Source organism: Roseibium sp. (assembly GCF_050301095.1).
Classification (GTDB): domain Bacteria; phylum Pseudomonadota; class Alphaproteobacteria; order Rhizobiales; family Stappiaceae; genus Roseibium.
Map to the genome: position 1 here is coordinate 18846 of NZ_JBNKYW010000299.1, position 19061 is coordinate 37906.

Consider the following 19061-nt stretch of genomic DNA (forward strand, 5'->3'; position numbering starts at 1 on the left):
CCGTAGCAGCTTCTCCGTTCATAGCAAAAACCCGGAGTTTTCTGTGCATGCTTCCCAGAACGGCCCTTGTAGTTGATCCACGGTTCTCAGGCGGGACTTCGACCGCGGTTGCCCAGGAAATCTATACGCTTGCTCCAATTTGCGATCTTACGGTCGTTTGTCTGAAGACTGCGATGTTCAAGGGTGAGGAAATCCATCCCGGGATCGTTCGAGCTTGTTTGGAAACAGGGACCCGGTTGGCCTGGGCGGGGGAGACAATTCAGGCGGAAGTGGTCGCTCTTCACAACCCGTCGAGCCTCAAGTTCGATCGGGAAATGCCGGTCCGCATCGTGTGCGACAAGTTTTATGTCGTCTGCCACGAAAACTTCCTGAGACCTGCACAACAACAGGGGCAGGAAAGGGAAGGCTTTGATGTCGCTCACTGTCTGCGGCTGATCGAAAATGGCGTTCTGGCGCGGATCAGGCTGCTTGCTCCAATATCCGCAAACAACCGCAAAACCATTGTCGATTGGCTGTCACGCCATTCCAACACGGTCACTTGGCAGGTGGACCCGCTCGATTGGACCAATATCTGCGAGTTTAACTGCGTTGCCCCGGTGTCGCAGCCACGGGATCGGCGGGGACGCCATTCACGTCCCGGCTTCGAAAAGTTTCCCGGGCTCGATGTCATGAAGGTGTTGTTCCCGCATAGTGCCGAAGCGGTTCGGCTGCTGGGTGCCAATGACCTGATGCTGGAAAACAGCCGGCCGAGCCATTGGCAATGTCTCCCCTTCGGCGCCGAGCCCGTGGATCAATTCCTGTCGACGATCGATTTCTTCGTCTATTTCACAAATCCCGGCTGGCGGGAGAGCTTTGGACGGGTGTTGGCCGAAGCGATGGCGGCAGGTAAGGTGGTGATTACAGATCCCGAAACCGCTTCCACATTTGGCGCAGGAGCCATTTGTGCGAAACCGGAAGACGTCAACTCCGTGATCTCCGATTTGATCTCCGATCCGGCCGCCTATCGGGAGCAAGTGCTCAGGGGCCAGACGATACTCGGAGAATTCTCCGCCGAAGCTTTCCGCAGGCGGCATAGGTTCCGAATCGACAGGGATACTTCTGCAAGGACATCAGCGCTGGAATTCGCTCATGCTGTATTTTGAAGTCGGGACAATCAGCAACGATTCGATCGATAACCTCGCGGTTCTCCTGAATCAGTCCCATGCGGCGGGTCTTCCGGTTGCACTGTCCGAGCAATCGTTTTCGGCTGAGGACCTGGCCTCCGGAAGTGCGTATGAACTTGCTCCCTTCATACGAAAGGATGCTCCGGGCCCCTCCGACGTTATGGTCGTTCTCGAAGCGGACCTTCTGGATGATGCGGCCATGCGCCGGTTGCGCAAGGCAGGGCTGAACGGTCCGGGCAAAACAATTGCATACGGACGGTTTGCGAGTGAACAGGCGCGCATCAACGCAGTCGCCCGCATCACCTATGCCCTTGGCTACGAACCCTCAACTCCCGAAATCCAGACGGTGCAGGGGCTGCCGGAGGTCAGTGTTCCGATCTTCGCATCCGCTCGGCGCAGGTCATCCAGATCCCGGCCCCGTGTCGCCCTTGTCAATCCTCCAGCCGAGAGCGAAGAGCAGTGCGCTGCCTTTCTTCCGATGAGCCGTGAACGTGACTACGAAATGCTTGTTCTCACGTCAGGCAAGGAGAAACGGATCTGGCAGGATGTTCTGGGTCTCGAAACGCCGGTCTGGCACTACAACGAGATTGCTCCGCATGTACTTGCCGCACAGATCGACATTGCCGTCTTGTTCGGTCCGCCGAACGGCTGGGCCCGGTTCCAGGCACTGATCGCCAATCTCGTCTGCGCCAATTGCATCCTGATTGATGCGTCGGAAAAAAACGCCTGGGCCGGCTTTGGCAACAACATCCTTCCCGGAACAGGCAGAGCAGATTTTCTCGCCACATGGCTGCGCAAGGAAATCGTCCCGGGTCGCAACGAGATTGAAACCAGCGATCGTTTTGAGGCGGCGAAGGCCCGTTTCCGGCTTCCGCCCGAACTGAAGGCTCTGATACCCGCACCAGCCAGTGCAAGCATGGCCAATACGGACAAAGGCCGGACGGGCGATATCGTGTTCATGCCGACCAACGGCGTTGGCCTCGGGCATGCCAAGCGCTGTATGGTCGTCGCGAAGGATCTCGCCCAGCCGGGCAGGGCAAAGTTCGCGGCTTTTCCTTCCTGCATCGGAATGTTGTCCCGAGCCGGCTTTGACTGCTCGCCTCTCGTCGCCCGGAGACTGGGCACGCCTGACGACAACAACGACCTTGTCAACTATCTTCGCCTCTCCCCCTTCTGCGTTGGGGCCAGCGGGTTTGTGTTTGATGGGGGGTTCGTTTTTCCGAGCGTGATGAATGCGGTCCTGACAAACAAGCTGCCAGCGATCTGGATCAGGCGGGGGTTGTGGCAGGACAGCCAGAACAATCGGGTCATGCTCGACAGGCAAAAGATATTCGAGCGCATCATCGTGCCGCACGAGGCCTTCGAGGAGCTCAATGCACCGGTGGCTCAATCCGGTCGTATCCGTGAAGTCGGTCCCATTGTTCAGAAAATCAACCTGTCGCAGGCAGAGAAGGAAACCATTCGCGCCGAATTGGCGGAAAGGCTTGGCCGCCCGCTCGAAAAACTCGTGGTTACCATGCTTGGCGGCGGTGTGGCGGCGGACAGACGCGCGCAGATATCGGCGGTCGCAGCCCATCTTTCGACGAGGAAGGATGTTACCAACCTTGTCGTTGTTTATCCCACGAGCGTCGTCGATCCTGGCTGGTTCAACCATCCGAATACGGTCGTTGTGCGTACGTTCCACGCCAGTGTTCTCATGCAGGCGGCCGATATTTTCATATCCGCGGTCGGGTACAACAGCTTCCACGAAGTACTCTACGGCGCGGTCCCGACAATCTTCATCCCGCAGATGGCGCCTTACATGGACGACCAGCGTGCACGTGGAAACGCAGCAGTTCAGCGGGGTCTGGCGGAGCTCGTAGAGCCCTGGGAACCCCTGAAACTGACAAATTCGATCGACGAGTTTCTGGCCGGACGCGCGGAGACGGTCCGCGAGACATTGGCGCAGTTTGAACTCCCTGAGACCGGATCGGCCGCTGCGGCGCGGATAATCGAGGAGATCTGCAAATGAACGGCCTGATGACGGACGAACTCTTCGCAAATTCCACTGAACTGCAGAACTGGTGCACTGTTATGTCACGTTGCACCGCGTCGCAGGTCATTGACATCGATCCGGTGCTTTCCCGGTTTGATCCGGCTACTACCCCGATGCGCGGCAAAGCGGTGCTGCCGGACACCACCGCGATTCCGCCTCGGCAGGAAACGTCCATCCAGCGGCAAACCGTCGCTGTCCTGATCGACGCTCAGCCCGACAAGGGTCCGGCCCTTGCCGCGCGTCTGGCGGCATTTGCAATCGAAAAAAACTGCGATGTCGTCATTTTCACGAGCGAGGATATCTGCGGGTTCGAAGCTTACGGATTTCGGACAGAGCGCGTCACCAGCAATGAAGACGACATCCTGATAGCGCAGTTGAAAAGCCTGTGGGGTATCGAAATCGTTTTTTGATCTGAACCAGAACATCCAGCCGGGGGCGTGATCAGTCTTTCAGGGCGTCCGCCGCACGGGCGATGATGTGGCGGGCGACGGTGGTCTTGTCCATTTCCGGCCAGTCCTCGACGCCCTGCCGGCTGACGAGGCGGACGGTGTTGGCATCGCCCCCCATGATGCCGGTGGCCGGGCTGACGTCGTTGGCGACGATCCAGTCCGCCTTCTTGCGCTCCAGCTTGGAGCGGGCATTGTCGATCAGGTTCTGGGTCTCGGCAGCAAAGCCGATCAGCAGCTTCGGCCGGAGGCTCTTGTGATGGCCGACGGTCGCCAGAATGTCCGGGTTTTCGGTCAGGTCCAGCGCGGGCGGCTTGCCGCTGCCGTCTTTCTTGATCTTCTGGGTGCCTTCGCTCGCCACGCGCCAGTCGGCCACGGCAGCTGCCATGATGGCAATATCCGCCGGAAGGCTGGCTTCCACGGCTTTCAGCATCTCGACGGCCGATTCGACGTGAATGACGTCGACATGATCGGGGTCCGGCAGGGTGACAGGGCCGGAGACCAGCGTGACACGGGCGCCTGCCTCGAAGGCGGCGCGGGCCAGGGCGTGGCCCTGTTTGCCCGAAGAACGGTTGGCGATGTAGCGCACCGGGTCGATCGGCTCATGGGTGGGGCCGGAGGTGATCAGCACATGCTTGTCCGCAAGCGGCAGCTTTCCGGCCTGTGCGGCGTCGTCCCGGATAACGGCTTCCGCCGCCGCGACGATCTCCAGCGGTTCCAGCATCCGTCCGACACCGGCCTCGCCTTTCTCGGCCATTTCGCCGGTGGCCGGACCGCAGAAGCGAATGCCGCGTTGCTGGAGCGTGGCGAGATTGGCCTGTGTTGCCGGGTTCTGCCACATCTTCGGGTTCATCGCGGGCGCGGCAAGCACCGGTTTGTCGGTGGCCAGAAGGACGGCGCTTGCCAGATCGTCGGCGATGCCATGGGCCATCTTGGCCATGAGATTGGCGGTTGCCGGTGCGATCAGGATCAGGTCGTGGTCCCGCGCCAGGCGGATATGGCCGACATCATGCTCGGCTTCCCGGTCGAAGAGGCTCGTGAAGACCGTTTCCGCAGACAGGGCCCCCACCGCCAACGGCGTGATGAATTCCTGCGCGCCGCCGGTCATCACCGGAATGACCCGGGCGCCACGCTCCTTCAGCCGGCGGATCAGGTCGAGCGACTTGTAGGCCGCGATCCCGCCGCTGATGATCAGCACAATCTGCTTGCCGCTCAGCATCTACGACATACTCCTGCTGGCTTGCGGGCCTCCTGGATCTGCACCGGGTCTCAGAACCCGGTCCGGAAATCCCTCGGCGCCGGGGAGATCACCTGCGTGCCCTTGCCCGTGATCTGGTAGACGGCAAGGCCCCGCTCGTTGAGGCCATTGGATTTGAAGCGGAACAATCCGTCAATGCCGATAAAGCCGTCGCGGTTGGTCAGAATGCTCTGGTCGAAGCGCTGGGGGCCGGCGGAGCGGATCAGGCCGGCGGCCAGCGTGACGCCGTCGTAGACGACGCTGGCGTTGCGCGGCGGAACGGCGCCGTAAGTGGACTGGTAGCGCTGGGCGAAGGCCTGGAAACCCTTTTCCTCCGGCCCGGCGAACCATGCGCCGGCCAGGATCGGGTTGTTCTTGATCTGCGGCGCATCCCACTGGCCAGATCCGAGCAGTTTCACCTGTCCGAAATTGGCGCCCTGGCCCATCAGCGCCTGGACCGCCACGGAAGGAACATTGCCTCCTGCCGGCACGAACAGCGCATCCACATTGCCAAGCACGGATTTCAGAAGACCGGCCTTGGCAATGAGGTCCGAGGTGTCATTGCCGGACATCTTGTAGCGCTGGATCGATGCGATCCGGCCACCGCCGCGGCCGACTTCCTGACGGAAGGCCGCTTCCACGACGGCGCCGTAGGAGCCTTCGGGAATAAGCGCGGCATAGGAGCTTTTGCGTTGGCTGTTGGCATATCCGATCGTGCGCTTGACGTCCGTTTCCGGCAGGAAGCTGAGGAGATAGACGCCCCGGGCCGCAACGGAGGTGTCGGTGGAGAAGGCGATCACCGGAACGCCGGTTTCGCGAGCCGCCTGGGCGGCGCCGGAAACGGCGGGAGCGAAAACCGGGCCGAGGATCAGCTCGGCACCTTCGGAAATGGCGGCTTGCGCGGCCGTGCGCCCGCCTGCCGCCGTGCCGCCCGTGTCCTTCACCAGGAGCTGGACATCCGCATTGGGGAAATTCTGCAACGCCAGCGCGGCGGCATTCTTGAAGACCGTCCCGATGGAGGCCTTGCCGTCGCTGCTGGCCAGCGGCAGCAGCAGGCCGACCCGTACACCACCCGTCCCGATGACTTCGCCGGTTGTCTGCGGCAGGGCGCCCGGCTGGATCTGGTCGCCCGGAAGCGAGCCGAGCGTCGAGCCCATGCAGCCTGCCAGCAGCAGCGTGCTTCCCCCGGCCAGCGCCGTTTTCAGGAAGAGCCGCCGGTGCCCGAATTCGATTTTGCCCCGCATTCCACTTGCCATTTCTGTCAATCCACCCTTTTGAAGAGACTTACGTATTCGTTGTGGATCTGTAAAGTTTTGGTGGCGTTTCTGCGACGTATCCCGCTGATCAACAGTGGATTTGCCTTGCATCGGCCGCCAGCAGCAGGTAGCGCAGGGCATCTGACCTATCGATTGCAAGGACGGGACCGGCGTGAAAGGAGGCAAGATGGGGACCGATTCACCCCCGGCACCGGCGGGCAAGAACCGCTACAGCCTCTCCGAACACGCCTTTACTGTGCCAAACCTGGAACCGGCGCTCTATATCGTTTCCACGCCGATCGGCAATCTCGGCGATATCACGGTGCGGGCGCTGGAAACGCTGGCCGCCAGCAGCCTGATCGCCTGCGAGGACACGCGCGTTACCTCGACCCTGACGCAGAAGTTCGGCCTCAAGACGCCGCTTTTGCCCTATCACGAGCACAATGCCGACAAGCAGCGGCCCAAGATCCTGGCGGAACTGGAAGCAGGCAGGGCGGTTGCCCTTGTGTCCGATGCCGGAACGCCCCTGGTCTCCGATCCGGGTTACCGTCTGGTGCGCGATGTCACCGCGGCAGGTTTCAAGGTCGTTCCGATCCCCGGCGCGTCCGCACCGCTCGCCGGACTGGTGGCCTCGGGCCTGCCGAGCGACACGGTTCTCTTTGCCGGCTTCCTGCCGCAGAAGGGCGGGCCGAAGACCCGGCGCCTGGAAGAACTGGCGAAAATTCCGGCGACGCTGATCTTCTTTGAATCGCCTCATCGCACCGGCGCGACGCTGGAGACGATGGCGGACATGCTTGGCCCGGAGCGCGAGGCGGTCGTCGCCCGTGAACTGACCAAGCGCTTCGAGACCTTCGAACGCGGGACGCTGAGCGATCTGGCGGAGCGTTTCAGGAACGTGCCCGTCAAGGGCGAGATCGTCATTCTGGTCGGGCCGCCGGAAGAAAAACCCGAGGCCGAAGCGTCCGATCTGGATGCGCTGCTTGAAGCGGCGCTCGCCGACATGCCCGTCAGCGCCGCGGCCAAGAAGATCTCCAGGGCAACGGGGCTCGACCGGAACGAGGTCTACAAGCGCGCTTTGGACCTGAAGTCGGGGGACGACTGATGGCGAAGGGGCCCCAAACCTCGCCTTCGGAAAAACGCCGCCGCGCCCATGCTCTCGGACTTTCCGCAGAAGTCTGGGCGGCCTGGTATTTGCGCCTGACTGGCTGGCGCATCCTGAAACACCGCTACAAGACCAGGGCCGGCGAAATCGATCTGATCGCCAAGCGCCGCAAGACGGTCGCCTTCATCGAGGTCAAGGCCCGGAATTCCCGCGCCGCGGCGCTGGAAGCCGTCACCCCGGCCAGCCGCAGGCGCATTTCCAATGCCGCCCGGATCTTCGTTACCGAACACCCCAAGGCCGGCTTTTTCACCTTGCGCTTCGACGTCATCGTCATCCGCCCCTGGGCCCTGCCGGAAAAGATCGAGAATGCCTTCGAGGCGTGGAAGTAGTTGGGGGCTCTCACCCCTCCGCTGCGTCATTCCGGATCGGCGCCCGGCCGAGCCTTCCATGTCCGGAAGGACGGTGAGGCAAAGACAGAAGCTTCTGCCCGCCCCCTCTGGACAAAGCGGATCTCGAACCGCATATCTGGACCAATCGTTCTGAAATCCCCAAAACGCTGCATGCGTTGCCCGCCGGGAGTGCCTCATGGCTTTGAAAGTTGCGGTCCAGATGGACCATATCTCGACCATCAACATTGCCGGCGACAGCGCCTTTGCGCTGATGCTGGAAGCGCAGGCCAGAGGTCACGAACTCTATCACTATACGCCCGACCGGCTGGCCATGCGCGGCAACGAGGTCTTTTGCGCCATGGAACCGGTCACGGTCCGGGACGAAAAGGGCAGCCATTTCTCCTTCGGCGATCCCCTGCGCTTCAACATGCGCGAGATGGACGTGGTTCTGATGCGCCAGGACCCGCCCTTTGACTTGTCCTACATCGCCGCCACGCATCTTCTGCAGAAGATCCATCCCGAAACGCTGGTGGTGAACGATCCGGTGCAAGTCCGCAACGCGCCGGAAAAACTATTCGTCACCGAATTCGCCGACCTGATGCCGCCAACCCTGATCACGCGCGACAAGGCGGAAATCGATCTCTTCCGCGAGGAATACGGCGACATCGTCATGAAGCCGCTGTTCGGCCACGGCGGCGCGGCGGTGTTCCGGGTCACCCGGGACGATCTCAACTACGGGTCGCTCTATGACTTCTTCGCCGCCACCTTCCGCGAACCCTGGGTGATCCAGCAATTCCTGCCGAACGTCAAACACGGCGACAAGCGCATCCTGCTGGTCGACGGCGAATTTGCCGGGGCGGTCAACCGCGTGCCGGCCGCGGGTGATCTCAGATCCAACATGGTGCGCGGCGGCGCGCCGACCGACAGCGACCTGTCGGAGCGCGAGCGCGAGATCTGCGCCCGCCTCGGCCCGTCCTTGCGCGAGAAGGGCCTCATTCTGGTGGGGATCGACGTGATCGACGGCTGGCTGACGGAAATCAACGTCACGGCACCGACCGGCATCCGCGCCATCCGCAACCTCGGCGGTCCGAATGTGGCGGCACTTGTCTGGGACGTGCTGGAGGCAAAAGTCGCGGCAAACTGATTGCCGCAGCCGGAAAGCCTGCGAGAACAGACACGGGAGCGTTGGCATCGCCAACCGCTCCCGTGTCTTCTGTGCAGCGCGTAATGATGCTCGCAAGCTTCCCGGTCAGGCCCGGATGTAGCGGAAAATGCCTTCCTGTCCGAGGTCGGGTGTCGGCGGATAGATCCAGTTGGTGTTGATTTTCACCTTCATCTCCGCGCCTTCCTGCCGGGTGGCCACGATTTTCCTGTCCCAGCCGTTGGTGAAGACGGCACCGAACGGCCCGAGATCAAGACACGTTGCGTAGAAGGGCTGCGTATAGGCCTCCTGCTCCTTGCCGGCGAGGGCCAGCACGGCATTGCGTCCGGCGGTCTTGCCCATGGGCATGGCATGCTGGCAGGACATGAGCGCGCGGTTGTTGTCATCCACCATCGCGGCGGCGATATCGCCGGCGGCGAAGGTCTTGTTCCAGCCCTCCACTCTCAGGAACGGATCGACGGGCAGCCTGCCGGAACAGTCTGTTTCGAGCCGGCTCGAAGCCGCAAGGGGCGATGCGAGAAAGCCGGTCGCGAAGATCACGGTTTCGGTTGCGATTGTCTTGCCGCCGGCCAGAACCACGCCCTGTGCCGTCACCTTCTCGATCGAGGAGTTTCCGAGGAAGGCGACGTCGGCCTCCGCAAGCGCCGTGGCAATGGTTTCCCGCAGGTTTTCGCCAAGGCCGTGGCCGGGTTTTTCGCTGATGTCCAGCAGGTGGATTTTCGCGTCCGCCCCAAGACGCAGGCGCAGTTTGGTGGCGATTTCCAGGCCCGTGAAGCTGGCCCCGACCACCACGACCGTCAACGGACTGCCGGCGTGCTGCCGGTCTTCAAGATGCCGGTCCAGTTTTGTGGTGCTCTCGAATGTGTCGGCGGCGAACCCGTGCTCGGCCGCGCCCGGGATATCCGGCAGGCGGATTGAGCTGCCCGTCGCCAGGATCAGCCTGTCGGCCCTGATGGTGTCCCCGTTTCCGCAGGTCAGCACGCCGTCGCCGGCCGATGCTACCGGCTGAACGGTGAAGGCGACGCCGATTTCCTCCAGAAGGGGCCGGAGTGGAACCTTCATCGTTTCGTCCGTGCCTTCATAGAGGCGCGGGCGGATGCACAAGGTCTCGTCGGCCGAAACAAGTTCGATGCCGATATCGTCCGCGCCGAGTTCGTCCCGCTTGGCAGCTGCCGCCATCGCGGCCCAGGTGCCGGCAAACCCGCCACCGGCAATGACCAGTTTTCCCATGTCAAACTCCTTGGTGAAAGCTGGCGGCAGATTAGATTCGCAAATTTGGGAATTCATTTGCATAATTGCCAAGATAATTCTGATTTTTGGGAATAGGCATGACCTGGGATGACTATCGCCTTGTGCTCGTTCTGGCGCGCTGCGGGCGGATACCGGATGCGGCGGAGGCTCTCGGCGTGACGGTTTCGACCGTCTTCCGGCATCTTGAGCGGATCGAGGGGCAGTTGAAGGAACCGGTCTTCTTCAGGGACCGGGGCGACTATCAGGCCAATGAACTGGGCACGGAAATCGTTTTGGCGGCGGAACGCATGGAACAGGAAGTCCGGCGCATTGCGCGCCTGTCCGACGGCCGCGACCAGCAGATCCAGGGCAAGGTCACGATCACTGCGACGGAGGTCCTGGCGCCCTTTTTCCTGGCGCGTCACGTCTCGGCCTTGCTTGAGCAGCACCCCGCGCTGGAGGTTCAGATCGTTTCGAGCAATCAGGTATTGAGCCTGGAAAACCGGGAGGCCGACATTGCCCTGAGGCCGATGCGCCCGAGCGACGAGGCGTTGTTCGGCAGAAAACTAACGGAGATGCGCTGGGCGCGCTACCGCGCCTGCACGTCCGAAGCGCCGGCCGGTTCAAGGGCGGGAACCGGCGAGGACTACACCAACACCTTGTTTCTGGAAAAGGACCGCAATGCCTATGGCCTGAAATCCAGATTTCAGTCGAACAGTCTCCTGTCGACAGCAGCCCTTGTCGCCTCCGGTTCGGGTGAGGCGGTGCTTCCCATGATCCTTGGCGAGCAATGGAGCGGTTTGCAGCGCACATCCGAGCCGATCGTCGAGAATCATGCCGAGCTCTGGATTGTCTGCCACAGCGATGTGCGCAGGAACGCCCGTGTCCGTGTGGTCTTCGATGCGATGATCAAGGCGGCGGCACAGGACAGGCGCCTGTTTTTGGGAGACATTTGACCTGAAACCGATTTTTCAAAAAAAAACCTCCGCGTGGGATGCGGAGGTTGAAAAGTTGTGTGCTTAGACAATGCAACAGAGGGCCTGTTCGGCATCCTCTGTCTGTAAAACCCCTCTGAACGTTTCTTCTTCCCGGCAAAGACGGAAAAAATACGGATATTTTTTGCAAGTGCTCAGCAACTCAGGCGATTACCGAGCGGAATCAAGCACATACTACCTAAGTCGGGGTGCAGGCTTTTTTTTGAAAATTACAGGTTGAAATTTGTGAAGCCGCACTGCCGGAAGTTTTGGATCGGCGGTGATCCGAATACAAAGGCCGCCTGCTCCGGAGAGCAGACGGCCCTTTCTGAAAGCGGATCGAATGTGGGACCTATTCGGCCGCTTCAGGTTTCAGGACACCCCGGCGGATCTGATCTTCCTCGATCGATTCGAACAGGGCGCGGAAATTGCCTTCGCCAAATCCTTCGTCACCCTTGCGCTGAATGAATTCGAAGAAGATCGGGCCGATGACGGTCTTGGAAAAAATCTGCAGCAGGATCTTGGTCATGCCGCCGTCGACCACGCCTTCGCCGTCGATCAGGATGCCGTGGCGCTTCATGCGCTCGATCGGTTCGTTGTGGCCGTGCACCCGCTCGTGGGAGCGCTCGTAGTAGGTGTCGGGCGGGCCCGGCATGAATTTCAGTTCGTTTTCCGCCAGCCTGTCCGTGCTCTCGTAGATATCGTCCGTGCCGACGGCGATGTGCTGAATGCCCTCGCCGTTGTATTTCCTCAGATATTCCTCGATCTGACTGGTGTCGTCCTTGGACTCGTTCAGCGGAATGCGGATCTTGCCGCAGGGGCTGGTGATCGCCCGGCTGACAAGGCCGGTGATACGTCCGTCGATGTCGAAGAAATGGATCTGCCTGAAGTTGAAGAGGTCGCGATAGAAGTCCCACCACTTGTCCATGTTGCCGCGATAGACGTTGTGGGTCAGGTGGTCGAGATAATAGAAGCCGACGCCCTCCGGCTTCGGATTTGCTTCGTCCAGCCAGTCGAATTCGCTGGAATAGGCAGAGCCCTTGTCGCCATAGGTATCGACGAAATAGAGCAACGAACCGCCGATGCCGACAATGGCCGGAACATCCAGCGTCTTGTCATTGCCTTCATAAGGCGTGGCGCCCCTGGCGACCGCGTGCTCGAAAGCCTTTTGCGCATCGACCACACGCCAGGCCATGGACGGCGCGCACGGTCCGTGCGTGTCGACAAACTTCATGCCGAAGCTGCCGGGCTCGGCATTCAGCACGTAGGTGATGTCGCCCTGGCGGTAGAGCGTGATGTTTTTCGTCTTGTGCTTCGCGATGGGTGCGTAGCCCATCCGGCGGAACAGAACGTCCAGTTTCTCGGGTTCCGGGTGCGCGAATTCGACAAATTCAAAACCGTCCGTGCCGGCCGGGTTGTCTTTGGTGATTGCGGCCGGCGGCGCATCGTGCGGAAACGGACCCATGGCTGCTCCTCCTCAGGAAGTTCGTTCATGCTGGCCAGAATGCCGGTGAAGGCGCGCAGCATGTGTGCAATTCACGTGAAATCACGTAGAATGATGCACACAACATGCGAAAAACCTTGGAGACCCGCATGACTGTTGCGCTGGACGGATATGACGTGAAACTGCTGGCCGCCCTGCAGGACAATGCGGCGCTCACCAATGCGGAACTCGGTCAGGTGATCAGCCTGTCCGCCAGCCAGGTGTCCCGCCGCCGCCAGAAACTGGAAGAAGCCGGCGTCATCCGCCGCTACCGCGCCGCGCTCGATCCGGAAGCCCTGGGCCTGACCGTCACGGCCTTCATCGGCGTCACCCTCGGCGCCCACAGCCGTGAGAACGCCCGCAAGTTCCGCAACATGGTGACCGCCATGCCGGAGGTGCAGGAAGCCCACACGCTGACCGGCGATCTCGATTACATGCTGAAGATCGTGGTGCCGGACCTGAAAGCTCTCAGCCACATCATCAACGACGAGCTTTTGCCCCAGGAGGCGGTGCATCATGTGCGCTCGTCGATTGCCATGGAGACGCTGAAGGACGACAACCTGCTGCCGCTGGCGAGGTGAGCCCGGCCGGAAAAACCTGAGCATCGAGACTTGTCATCCCGGTTTGTCGCGTCAGCGGCAAGACCTGGAGCCAGTAATCCATGCAGTCCGACGTGGTAGAAGACCGCAAACGCCACAGTTTACGGGCTCCCTGACCGCATGGGGATTACAAGCTGTGAAATTCAGGACACCGGGAGGGGTGTTCAGTCGGCGTTTGGGGAAAACAGCCGTCTCACAGCCCCAGCCAGCCCAACAGATCCGTCCAGAAATCCTTGCGCAGACCTTGAAGGTCCGGAGCCGGGTTGCCGAAAGGATCGGAAAGGCAGACGTCCGAGAAACCCGTCTTGGCGGATAACAGGCACTGGGTCTTCTCGCAGGAGATCACTTCGGAGAGATAGAGCTGCTTGCCGGCAAAGGTCCTGAACATCAGGCTGGCGTCGGTCCGGTTCAGGCCGGTGGTAAAGACGAAGGTCGGGTATTCGCTGCCGCGAGGCTGGCCCCTGTCCTGAACCGCATGAATGTAAAGCGGTTCCCCCGGCGCTTTCTTGGGAGAGCAACCCTTGATGTTGAAGGCAAAAAGGTTTCCGGTCGTGCTGATACCGGCCGCCGTCAGCGCCTCGGTATAGGCTTGGACGACGTCTTCCTGCCGGACCAGGCGGTAGGTGTCGGCCTCGTCGTTGAGCGACATGGCTATAGCCGGCCCGCCGATCAATAACACCGGGACAAGCAGGAGCCCCGGGGCAAGGCAGCGGATTGTCGTCTGAAAGGTCAAAGTGCCCTCGTAGGTGCCGGGAAGATCTGGTGCGGGGTGCCCATGTGTCGCCAATTGTATCGCAAACTTGCGCCGCTGACAGAAAATCCCATTTGTTAGGGCGATCAGGATATCAGCCGCCGCAGGTTACAAGGCCCACGGTGGCAATTTTATGGAGCCGATGATGTTCGACGCAAAATCCTTGCTGGATCAGTTTCTGGGGGCCCCGGGCGGGGGGCAAACCGGCCACCGCGGTGGCAGCCGTCCGGGTGGATCCGGGGATCTCCTCTCCCAGGGCAAGGATTTCCTGTCCTCCCAGGGCGGCGGTCTCGCGCTCGGCAGCCTCGCCGGACTGATGCTCGGGACCAAGACCGGGCGGAAACTCGGCAAGAATGCCGTAACCTACGGTGGCCTCGCCCTTGTGGCCGGCCTCGCCTACAAGGCGTACCAGGGCCACAAGGCCAGCCAGCAGAACGCACCTCGCCCGCAGTATCCGCAGGACGAGCCGGTCCCGCTCGACGCACCGCGCGGTACGGCCTTCGATCCGGCGGAGCAGCCGGGCGGAGAGAACCAGGCCGCCGTCGCCCTGCTGACGGCGATGATTTCGGCGGCCAAGGCGGATGGCCACATCGACAGGGAAGAACAGGACCGGATTTTCGACAAGATCGACGAAGCCGGTCTCGATGCCGAAGCCAAGGCCTTCCTGATGGACGAACTGCGTGCGCCGCTCGATCTCGACAAGGTGGTCGCCAGCGCAACCAGCCCGGAAACAGCGGCTGAAATCTACGCCGCGTCCCGCCTTGCCATCGACCCGGACCACCCGGCCGAAAAGGCCTACCTGCAGATGCTAGCCGCGCGCCTCGGCCTCGACGCCGGTCTCGTGGAGGAAATCGAATTGGCCGTGCGGGAAGCCGAAATGGCGGGGTGACGGCGGACGCCATCGAACCCAATCGAAGCCTTGCCTTCCTAAACGCCGTCCCGGACCTGATCCGGGACCTGTGGGGCAGATACAAGAAGGCCCCGGCTCAAGGCCGGGGCGGCAAATTGGCGTCAGCTCAAGCCGCGGCAGCCGGTATCGATCAGACTCTGCGGCTTTCGTCTCTTATTCCTCGGTGTTTTCCTTGATCAGCTCCATGGCGCGTTTGTAAAGTCCGCCGCCGTCGAGGCCTTTTTCGTCCATCTCGGCAATCCACTTTGCAGTCGTCGGTGCCGCCGCTTCCTTCCAGCGGGCGATTTCTTCTGGCGGCAGCTCGACGATCGTTGCGCCCTTCTCAATGGCGTGATCGCGCGGACCCGCGTCGTCGATCTGCATCTGCTTGCCGGCGAAAGCGGAGAGTTCCGGTCCGGAGTTCTTGTCGATCACCGCTTTCAGGTCGTCCGGAAGCGCCTCGTAGGTGTCCCGGTTCATGGCCAGAACAAAGGTCGCAGTATAGAGCGGGTCTTCACCGAAATCCGTATGATTGCCGACGAGCTCGTTGATTTTCAGGGCGCCGGTCACTTCCCAGGGCACCACGGTGGCATCGATCACGCCCTTGGAGAGAGCCTCTGGAACCGCCGGGACCGGCATGCCGATTGGTGTTGCTCCGAGAGAGCGGAACATTTCGTTGGTCACTCTTGTCGGTGCCCGCAGTTTGATGCCGCCGAGGTCGTCAAGGGAATCGATGGGCTCCTTTGAGTGGATCAGGCCGGGTCCGTGGACCCAGAGGCCAAGGACTTTCATGTCCTTGAAGTCCTGGTCCATCATGGTCTCTTCCGCCAGCTGCCAGAAGGCGCGCGAGACGGCCTCCGCATTGGTCATGACGAAGGGCAGCTCGAAGACTTCCGTTCGCGGGAACCGGCCGGGCGTATAGCCGGGCAGAGTCCAGACAATGTCGGCGACGCCGTCGATGGCCTGGTCGATCAGTTCCGGCGGCTTGCCGCCAAGCTGCATGGAGGGGTAGTGCTGGATCTCGATGCGGCCATCGGATTCTTCCGCGATGCGGGCCATCCAGGGTTCGAGAATATTCTTCGGCACGCTTGCCTGGGCCGGCAGCATCTGGTGCAGGCGCAATGTTACGTCCGCGGCCGTCGCCAGAGTGGTGCTTGCCGAAATCGACAGGGTGGCCACGGCGACCGCCGCGGCGCTCTTCAGTGTTGTTCTTAAAGTCCTGGACATGGTTCCCTCCCTGGTGACCGGATTTCGGCTTTGTCCATCTGTTGCTGATTGTCTGGGATTGATTGCTGGTGCCGGAGCGCGCTCCCTTGCGCCGCGGTCACACCTGTTCGGACGGCAGGTGCACCACCAGTCCGTCGAGATCGCCGCTGACCTTGAGCTGGCACGAAAGCCGCGAGGTTTCACGCAGGTCCGCCGCGGCGCATTCCAGCATGTCGTCCTCGCCCTCGTTGCGTGCCCCGGCCTTCCCGGCCCAGGCATCGTCCACGTAGCAATGGCAGGTCGCGCACATCATGGCACCGCCGCATTCGGCAAAGATGCCGTCGACGCCGTTGTTCACGGCGGTCTCCATGACGGACGCGCCGACCGCGGCCTCCACCGTCGTCCGGCTGCCGTCCGGCTGAACGAAGGTAATCTGCACCATAAAAAGTTCCTCCCGCGCGGTAGGCCTTGCCGTTCCGCGCTTTTCCTGATGGCCGGTCAGTTCAGCCTGACGGGCATGTTCAGCGGGCCCCGGAAACCGAAACCGCGCCAGACGACGTCTTCCCGTTTGTCCAGCTGCATGTTCGGAAAGCGTTCGAACAGCATCGGCAGCATGATCTCGCCCACTGTCCGCCGCGAAATATGCGCTCCGGCACAATGGTGCGGACCGCTGCCGAAGGCCTGATGCGGCGCCTTCTTGCGGAAGACATTGAAGACCTCGCCGTCCTCGAAGAGGTCCTCGTCGCGATTGGCCGAGGCCTGGATGGTCATCAGCGTCACGCCTTCGGGAATGTCGATCCCGTCGATTTGCAGGTCCCGCGTGACCCGGCGGGACGAGGCCTGGATGGGGGCCACCCAGCGAACACCCTCCTCGAAGGCATCGACCCAGGCCCCCTGACGGCGCACTTCCTCCAGCTGGTCCGGATTGGTCAAGAGGCCGTAGATGATCGTTGCCAGCGCGTCCCGGGGCTCGTTGATGCCACCTCCGATGGCGATCTTGATGTTCGCGTAGATCTGGCTCATCGGGATCGGATTGGCGGCATTGACCATCACCGACAGCGCCGAATTGTTGGGTTCGGCCAGATGGCGCGGAATGATCTTCTCGAAAACCGCGTTCATTTCGGCGTTGGCCGCATCTGACTTCTCGAAAGGCTCGTCCGCGAAGCCGAAGTTTCCGGCTCCGTCGATCAGCACCTGCGACCAGCGCTGCATGTCCTGATCGCTCACTTCGTCGAGGCCCAGGATATGAGCCAGGATGCGGGCTGCCACCGGCCCGCACAGATCCTTGAAGAGGTCGACGGTTTCACCGCGCGGCAGACGGTCAAGATAGTCTGCCGCGATTTTCTGATAGAGGACGGCCCAGTCGGTCTTGATGACCTTGGGCGCAAACGCCGGCTGCATGGCCATCCGCTCGCGCCGGTGAACCTCACCGTCCTTGCGCATCAGCGTATGGGCCTGGAAGGCCCGGCGCATGGGGGTCACCGGATCGTCCGAGCTGTAGAGCTCCGGATCGTCTTTCACCATCTTGGTGTGCCGGGCTTTTGTCAGGAATATCCGGTTCGCCGCCGGTACTTCGATAATCGGCGTTTCAGCCCGCATCCGCCGATAGATCGGATAAGGGTCCCGCGTCAGGTCCGCCAGTGTCAGTGTGTTGTCGACGGGTGCGACCGCCATCTGCCATCTCCTCCCAAATCCGGCAACGGGGGGCAGTTAATCGGCAGAAATAAAATCAATCAATGCGATTGATTTTATAATTACTATCCAAATTTTTGATTTTAGGATGAGGCATCGCCGCTCGCTCACCTGCTTGAGGACCCTCGTGATGACCAAGGCCGCAGATCCTCTCGACGTCGATTTTCGTGCCCTGCACGTGTTGATGACGGTTCACCAGTTGCGCTCGTTCACCAGGGCGGCCGAGGTGCTGGAGGTGAACCAGTCGGCCGTCAGTTACACGATCAAGAAACTCAGGTCCGTGTTTCAGGATCCGCTCTTCGTTCGTCAGGCCCGGCGCCTGCAGGCGACAACGCGCTGCGACGACATCGTGCGGCAGGCGGAACGGATCTCCCTGGAATTTCGGCAATTGGCCGCTCCGCCCGATTTCGATCCGCGCACGGTGACACAGAAATTCACCATCGCCTGCAATTTCTATGAACGCGTTTTGATCATTCCGGACATCGTCCATGCCCTGAAGAAAGAGGCTCCCCTGATCGATCTGGAAATCATCGATTCTTCGGGGATCGGACACGAAAGACTGATGCGCAACGAGGCTGACCTCCTGCTCGGGCCGTTCGAACGGGATGAGCCCTATTTCTTCCGCCGTGATCTCTACAGCGACCGTTATGTCTGCCTGCTGGATCCCTCGCATCCGAATGCCGACGGGCCTCTCGGCCTGGAAGACTATCTCGGTCTCGACCACGTGCTCGTCACCTACGGCGGCCAGTGGCGCTCCCGTTATCTCATCGAGCTGGAGCGGATGGGCCGGGAGCTGCGGGTGGCGCTGCGGGTGCCGAGTCCGGCTGGGCTTGAACTACTGGTGACGGGGTCGGAGCTCGTTGCCACAGTGCCAGAGCGCCTGTCGAAAGCAGTCGGAAAAGGACTTCGGGTCATTGATTGTCCGGTGGCGACCTCCATCCCGATCCGCATTGTCTGGACGTCGCTCACCCATCGCTCGCCACTCCACATGTGGGTGCGGGAGCTGATCTATCGTTTGGCGGCACGGCCGGGGGCGTCAGGCATGATTTCAGCCGGCGGGCCGTCCCGGACCTGATCCGGGACCTCCCATGCGCGAAGTCTGCAGGCCTCGGCTCAAGGCCGGGGCAGCGGCGGTGTGAGGGCGTAACCGGGAAGAACCCTATTCCGGCTCCGGCCCCACATAGCGGGACGATGGCCGGATCAGCTTGCCGCTTTCCTGTTGTTCCAGCACATGGGCGCACCAGCCGGGCGTGCGGCCGACTGCAAAGAGCGGGGTGAACAGTGTCCGGTCGATGCCGATCGCATCGAGCAGCACGGCGGTATAGAACTCCACGTTCGTGTCGAGCGGACGGTCCGGCTTGGCCTGCCTCAACGCGGCAAGCGCCGCCTCCTCGATCTCTTCCGCCAGCCGGACCTTGGGGTTGTCCGGCCCGAGCTTGCGCAGACC

The 19061-nt window shown here is 61.6% G+C and carries 19 protein-coding genes; 10 read left to right on the forward strand and 9 right to left on the reverse strand.

Annotation, left to right across the window (positions count from 1 at the left end; genetic code table 11):
* Nucleotides 1-236 precede the first annotated feature (236 nt).
* Genes ACQY7U_RS26175 through ACQY7U_RS26185 form a run of 3 tightly spaced genes read left to right on the forward strand, consistent with a single transcriptional unit; the run spans nt 237 to nt 3608 of the window.
* Nucleotides 237-1142 (forward strand): glycosyltransferase, encoded by a 906-nt coding sequence (locus ACQY7U_RS26175; RefSeq protein WP_428651552.1) that lies wholly within the window; start codon nt 237-239, stop codon nt 1140-1142.
* Nucleotides 1129-3174: a hypothetical protein gene (locus ACQY7U_RS26180; protein WP_428651555.1), complete on the forward strand. Its 2046-nt coding sequence runs from the start codon at nt 1129-1131 to the stop codon at nt 3172-3174. The genes ACQY7U_RS26175 and ACQY7U_RS26180 overlap by 14 nt, the downstream gene beginning before the upstream one ends.
* A complete protein-coding gene (locus ACQY7U_RS26185; RefSeq protein WP_428651557.1) occupies nt 3171-3608 on the forward strand; it encodes a hypothetical protein in 438 nt (145 codons plus the stop codon). The genes ACQY7U_RS26180 and ACQY7U_RS26185 overlap by 4 nt, the downstream gene beginning before the upstream one ends.
* Nucleotides 3609-3639: 31 nt before the next feature.
* Here the strand turns inward: ACQY7U_RS26185 and coaBC are convergent, their stop codons facing one another.
* The gene (gene coaBC / locus ACQY7U_RS26190) at nt 3640-4863 is read right to left on the reverse strand and encodes a bifunctional phosphopantothenoylcysteine decarboxylase/phosphopantothenate--cysteine ligase CoaBC (protein ID WP_428651560.1); all 1224 of its coding nucleotides are present in this window, start codon (nt 4861-4863) and stop codon (nt 3640-3642) included.
* 50 nt (nt 4864-4913) lie between these two features.
* Nucleotides 4914-6125 carry a penicillin-binding protein activator gene (locus ACQY7U_RS26195; protein WP_428651562.1) on the reverse strand — a complete coding sequence of 404 codons (1212 nt, stop codon included), beginning with the start codon at nt 6123-6125 and terminating at the stop codon, nt 4914-4916.
* 199 nt (nt 6126-6324) lie between these two features.
* Here ACQY7U_RS26195 and rsmI point away from each other — a divergent pair, with 199 nt between their 5' ends.
* The 3 genes from rsmI (at nt 6325) to gshB (ending at nt 8772) form a co-directional block, all read left to right on the forward strand.
* Complete coding sequence (gene rsmI, locus ACQY7U_RS26200) at nt 6325-7239, forward strand: 16S rRNA (cytidine(1402)-2'-O)-methyltransferase (protein ID WP_428651565.1); 915 nt, start codon at nt 6325-6327, stop codon at nt 7237-7239.
* A complete protein-coding gene (locus ACQY7U_RS26205) occupies nt 7239-7628 on the forward strand; it encodes a YraN family protein (protein ID WP_428651568.1) in 390 nt (129 codons plus the stop codon). Before rsmI ends, ACQY7U_RS26205 begins: the two co-directional genes overlap by 1 nt.
* 196 nt (nt 7629-7824) lie before the next feature.
* Nucleotides 7825-8772: a glutathione synthase gene (gene gshB / locus ACQY7U_RS26210; protein ID WP_428651571.1), complete on the forward strand. Its 948-nt coding sequence runs from the start codon at nt 7825-7827 to the stop codon at nt 8770-8772.
* A gap of 105 nt (nt 8773-8877) precedes the next feature.
* Here gshB and ACQY7U_RS26215 read toward each other — a convergent pair whose 3' ends face one another.
* Nucleotides 8878-10020, reverse strand: coding sequence for an NAD(P)/FAD-dependent oxidoreductase (locus tag ACQY7U_RS26215; RefSeq protein WP_428651574.1), 1143 nt, complete (start codon nt 10018-10020; stop codon nt 8878-8880).
* Between the two features lie 98 nt (nt 10021-10118).
* Between ACQY7U_RS26215 and ACQY7U_RS26220 the strand changes: the two genes are divergently transcribed.
* Entirely contained in the window at nt 10119-10976 is an 858-nt protein-coding gene (locus ACQY7U_RS26220; protein ID WP_428651576.1) for a LysR family transcriptional regulator, read from the forward strand.
* Nucleotides 10977-11346: 370 nt separating this feature from the next.
* On the opposite strand, the gene hppD is transcribed toward ACQY7U_RS26220, so the two are convergent.
* Nucleotides 11347-12459, reverse strand: a complete 1113-nt coding sequence (hppD, locus tag ACQY7U_RS26225) for a 4-hydroxyphenylpyruvate dioxygenase (RefSeq protein ID WP_428651579.1) — start codon at nt 12457-12459, stop codon at nt 11347-11349.
* Nucleotides 12460-12587: 128 nt separating this feature from the next.
* On the opposite strand from hppD, the gene ACQY7U_RS26230 reads away from it, so the two are divergent.
* The gene (locus ACQY7U_RS26230; RefSeq protein WP_428651581.1) at nt 12588-13058 is read left to right on the forward strand and encodes an Lrp/AsnC family transcriptional regulator; all 471 of its coding nucleotides are present in this window, start codon (nt 12588-12590) and stop codon (nt 13056-13058) included.
* Nucleotides 13059-13269: 211 nt separating this feature from the next.
* Here ACQY7U_RS26230 and ACQY7U_RS26235 read toward each other — a convergent pair whose 3' ends face one another.
* Nucleotides 13270-13725, reverse strand: coding sequence for a hypothetical protein (locus ACQY7U_RS26235; RefSeq protein ID WP_428651584.1), 456 nt, complete (start codon nt 13723-13725; stop codon nt 13270-13272).
* A gap of 247 nt (nt 13726-13972) precedes the next feature.
* Between ACQY7U_RS26235 and ACQY7U_RS26240 the strand changes: the two genes are divergently transcribed.
* Nucleotides 13973-14716: a tellurite resistance TerB family protein gene (locus ACQY7U_RS26240; RefSeq protein ID WP_428651587.1), complete on the forward strand. Its 744-nt coding sequence runs from the start codon at nt 13973-13975 to the stop codon at nt 14714-14716.
* A 174-nt stretch (nt 14717-14890) separates the two neighbouring features.
* Here the strand turns inward: ACQY7U_RS26240 and ACQY7U_RS26245 are convergent, their stop codons facing one another.
* From ACQY7U_RS26245 to ACQY7U_RS26255, 3 genes are all read right to left on the reverse strand, one after another.
* On the reverse strand, nt 14891-15943 hold the full coding sequence (locus ACQY7U_RS26245; protein ID WP_428651590.1) for a TRAP transporter substrate-binding protein: 1053 nt from the start codon (nt 15941-15943) through the stop codon (nt 14891-14893).
* Nucleotides 15944-16040: 97 nt separating this feature from the next.
* On the reverse strand, nt 16041-16364 hold the full coding sequence (locus ACQY7U_RS26250; protein WP_428651592.1) for a 2Fe-2S iron-sulfur cluster-binding protein: 324 nt from the start codon (nt 16362-16364) through the stop codon (nt 16041-16043).
* Between the two features lie 56 nt (nt 16365-16420).
* Nucleotides 16421-17596 carry a cytochrome P450 gene (locus tag ACQY7U_RS26255; protein ID WP_428651595.1) on the reverse strand — a complete coding sequence of 392 codons (1176 nt, stop codon included), beginning with the start codon at nt 17594-17596 and terminating at the stop codon, nt 16421-16423.
* Between the two features lie 148 nt (nt 17597-17744).
* On the opposite strand from ACQY7U_RS26255, the gene ACQY7U_RS26260 reads away from it, so the two are divergent.
* Nucleotides 17745-18689 (forward strand): LysR family transcriptional regulator, encoded by a 945-nt coding sequence (locus ACQY7U_RS26260; RefSeq protein WP_428651598.1) that lies wholly within the window; start codon nt 17745-17747, stop codon nt 18687-18689.
* An 84-nt stretch (nt 18690-18773) separates the two neighbouring features.
* Here ACQY7U_RS26260 and ACQY7U_RS26265 read toward each other — a convergent pair.
* Nucleotides 18774-19061, reverse strand: a 288-nt coding sequence (locus tag ACQY7U_RS26265) for a citrate/2-methylcitrate synthase (protein WP_428651601.1), incomplete at its 5' end; no start/stop codon positions are given.

Excerpts from the sequence above, each read along its gene's own strand:
- ACQY7U_RS26205 (WP_428651568.1), top strand. The coding sequence starts at position 7,239 with ATGGCGAAGGGGCCCCAAACCTCGCCTTCGGAAAAACGCCGCCGCGCC.
- ACQY7U_RS26240 (WP_428651587.1), top strand. The coding sequence starts at position 13,973 with ATGTTCGACGCAAAATCCTTGCTGGATCAGTTTCTGGGGGCCCCGGGC.
- ACQY7U_RS26230 (WP_428651581.1), top strand. The coding sequence starts at position 12,588 with ATGACTGTTGCGCTGGACGGATATGACGTGAAACTGCTGGCCGCCCTG.
- ACQY7U_RS26215 (WP_428651574.1), bottom strand. The coding sequence starts at position 10,020 with ATGGGAAAACTGGTCATTGCCGGTGGCGGGTTTGCCGGCACCTGGGCC.
- ACQY7U_RS26245 (WP_428651590.1), bottom strand. The coding sequence starts at position 15,943 with ATGTCCAGGACTTTAAGAACAACACTGAAGAGCGCCGCGGCGGTCGCC.
- ACQY7U_RS26260 (WP_428651598.1), top strand. The coding sequence starts at position 17,745 with ATGACCAAGGCCGCAGATCCTCTCGACGTCGATTTTCGTGCCCTGCAC.
- hppD (WP_428651579.1), bottom strand. The coding sequence starts at position 12,459 with ATGGGTCCGTTTCCGCACGATGCGCCGCCGGCCGCAATCACCAAAGAC.
- coaBC (WP_428651560.1), bottom strand. The coding sequence starts at position 4,863 with ATGCTGAGCGGCAAGCAGATTGTGCTGATCATCAGCGGCGGGATCGCG.
- ACQY7U_RS26195 (WP_428651562.1), bottom strand. The coding sequence starts at position 6,125 with ATGCGGGGCAAAATCGAATTCGGGCACCGGCGGCTCTTCCTGAAAACG.
- ACQY7U_RS26255 (WP_428651595.1), bottom strand. The coding sequence starts at position 17,596 with ATGGCGGTCGCACCCGTCGACAACACACTGACACTGGCGGACCTGACG.
- ACQY7U_RS26220 (WP_428651576.1), top strand. The coding sequence starts at position 10,119 with ATGACCTGGGATGACTATCGCCTTGTGCTCGTTCTGGCGCGCTGCGGG.
- ACQY7U_RS26185 (WP_428651557.1), top strand. The coding sequence starts at position 3,171 with ATGAACGGCCTGATGACGGACGAACTCTTCGCAAATTCCACTGAACTG.
- ACQY7U_RS26250 (WP_428651592.1), bottom strand. The coding sequence starts at position 16,364 with ATGGTGCAGATTACCTTCGTTCAGCCGGACGGCAGCCGGACGACGGTG.
- gshB (WP_428651571.1), top strand. The coding sequence starts at position 7,825 with ATGGCTTTGAAAGTTGCGGTCCAGATGGACCATATCTCGACCATCAAC.
- ACQY7U_RS26235 (WP_428651584.1), bottom strand. The coding sequence starts at position 13,725 with ATGTCGCTCAACGACGAGGCCGACACCTACCGCCTGGTCCGGCAGGAA.
- ACQY7U_RS26180 (WP_428651555.1), top strand. The coding sequence starts at position 1,129 with ATGCTGTATTTTGAAGTCGGGACAATCAGCAACGATTCGATCGATAAC.
- rsmI (WP_428651565.1), top strand. The coding sequence starts at position 6,325 with ATGGGGACCGATTCACCCCCGGCACCGGCGGGCAAGAACCGCTACAGC.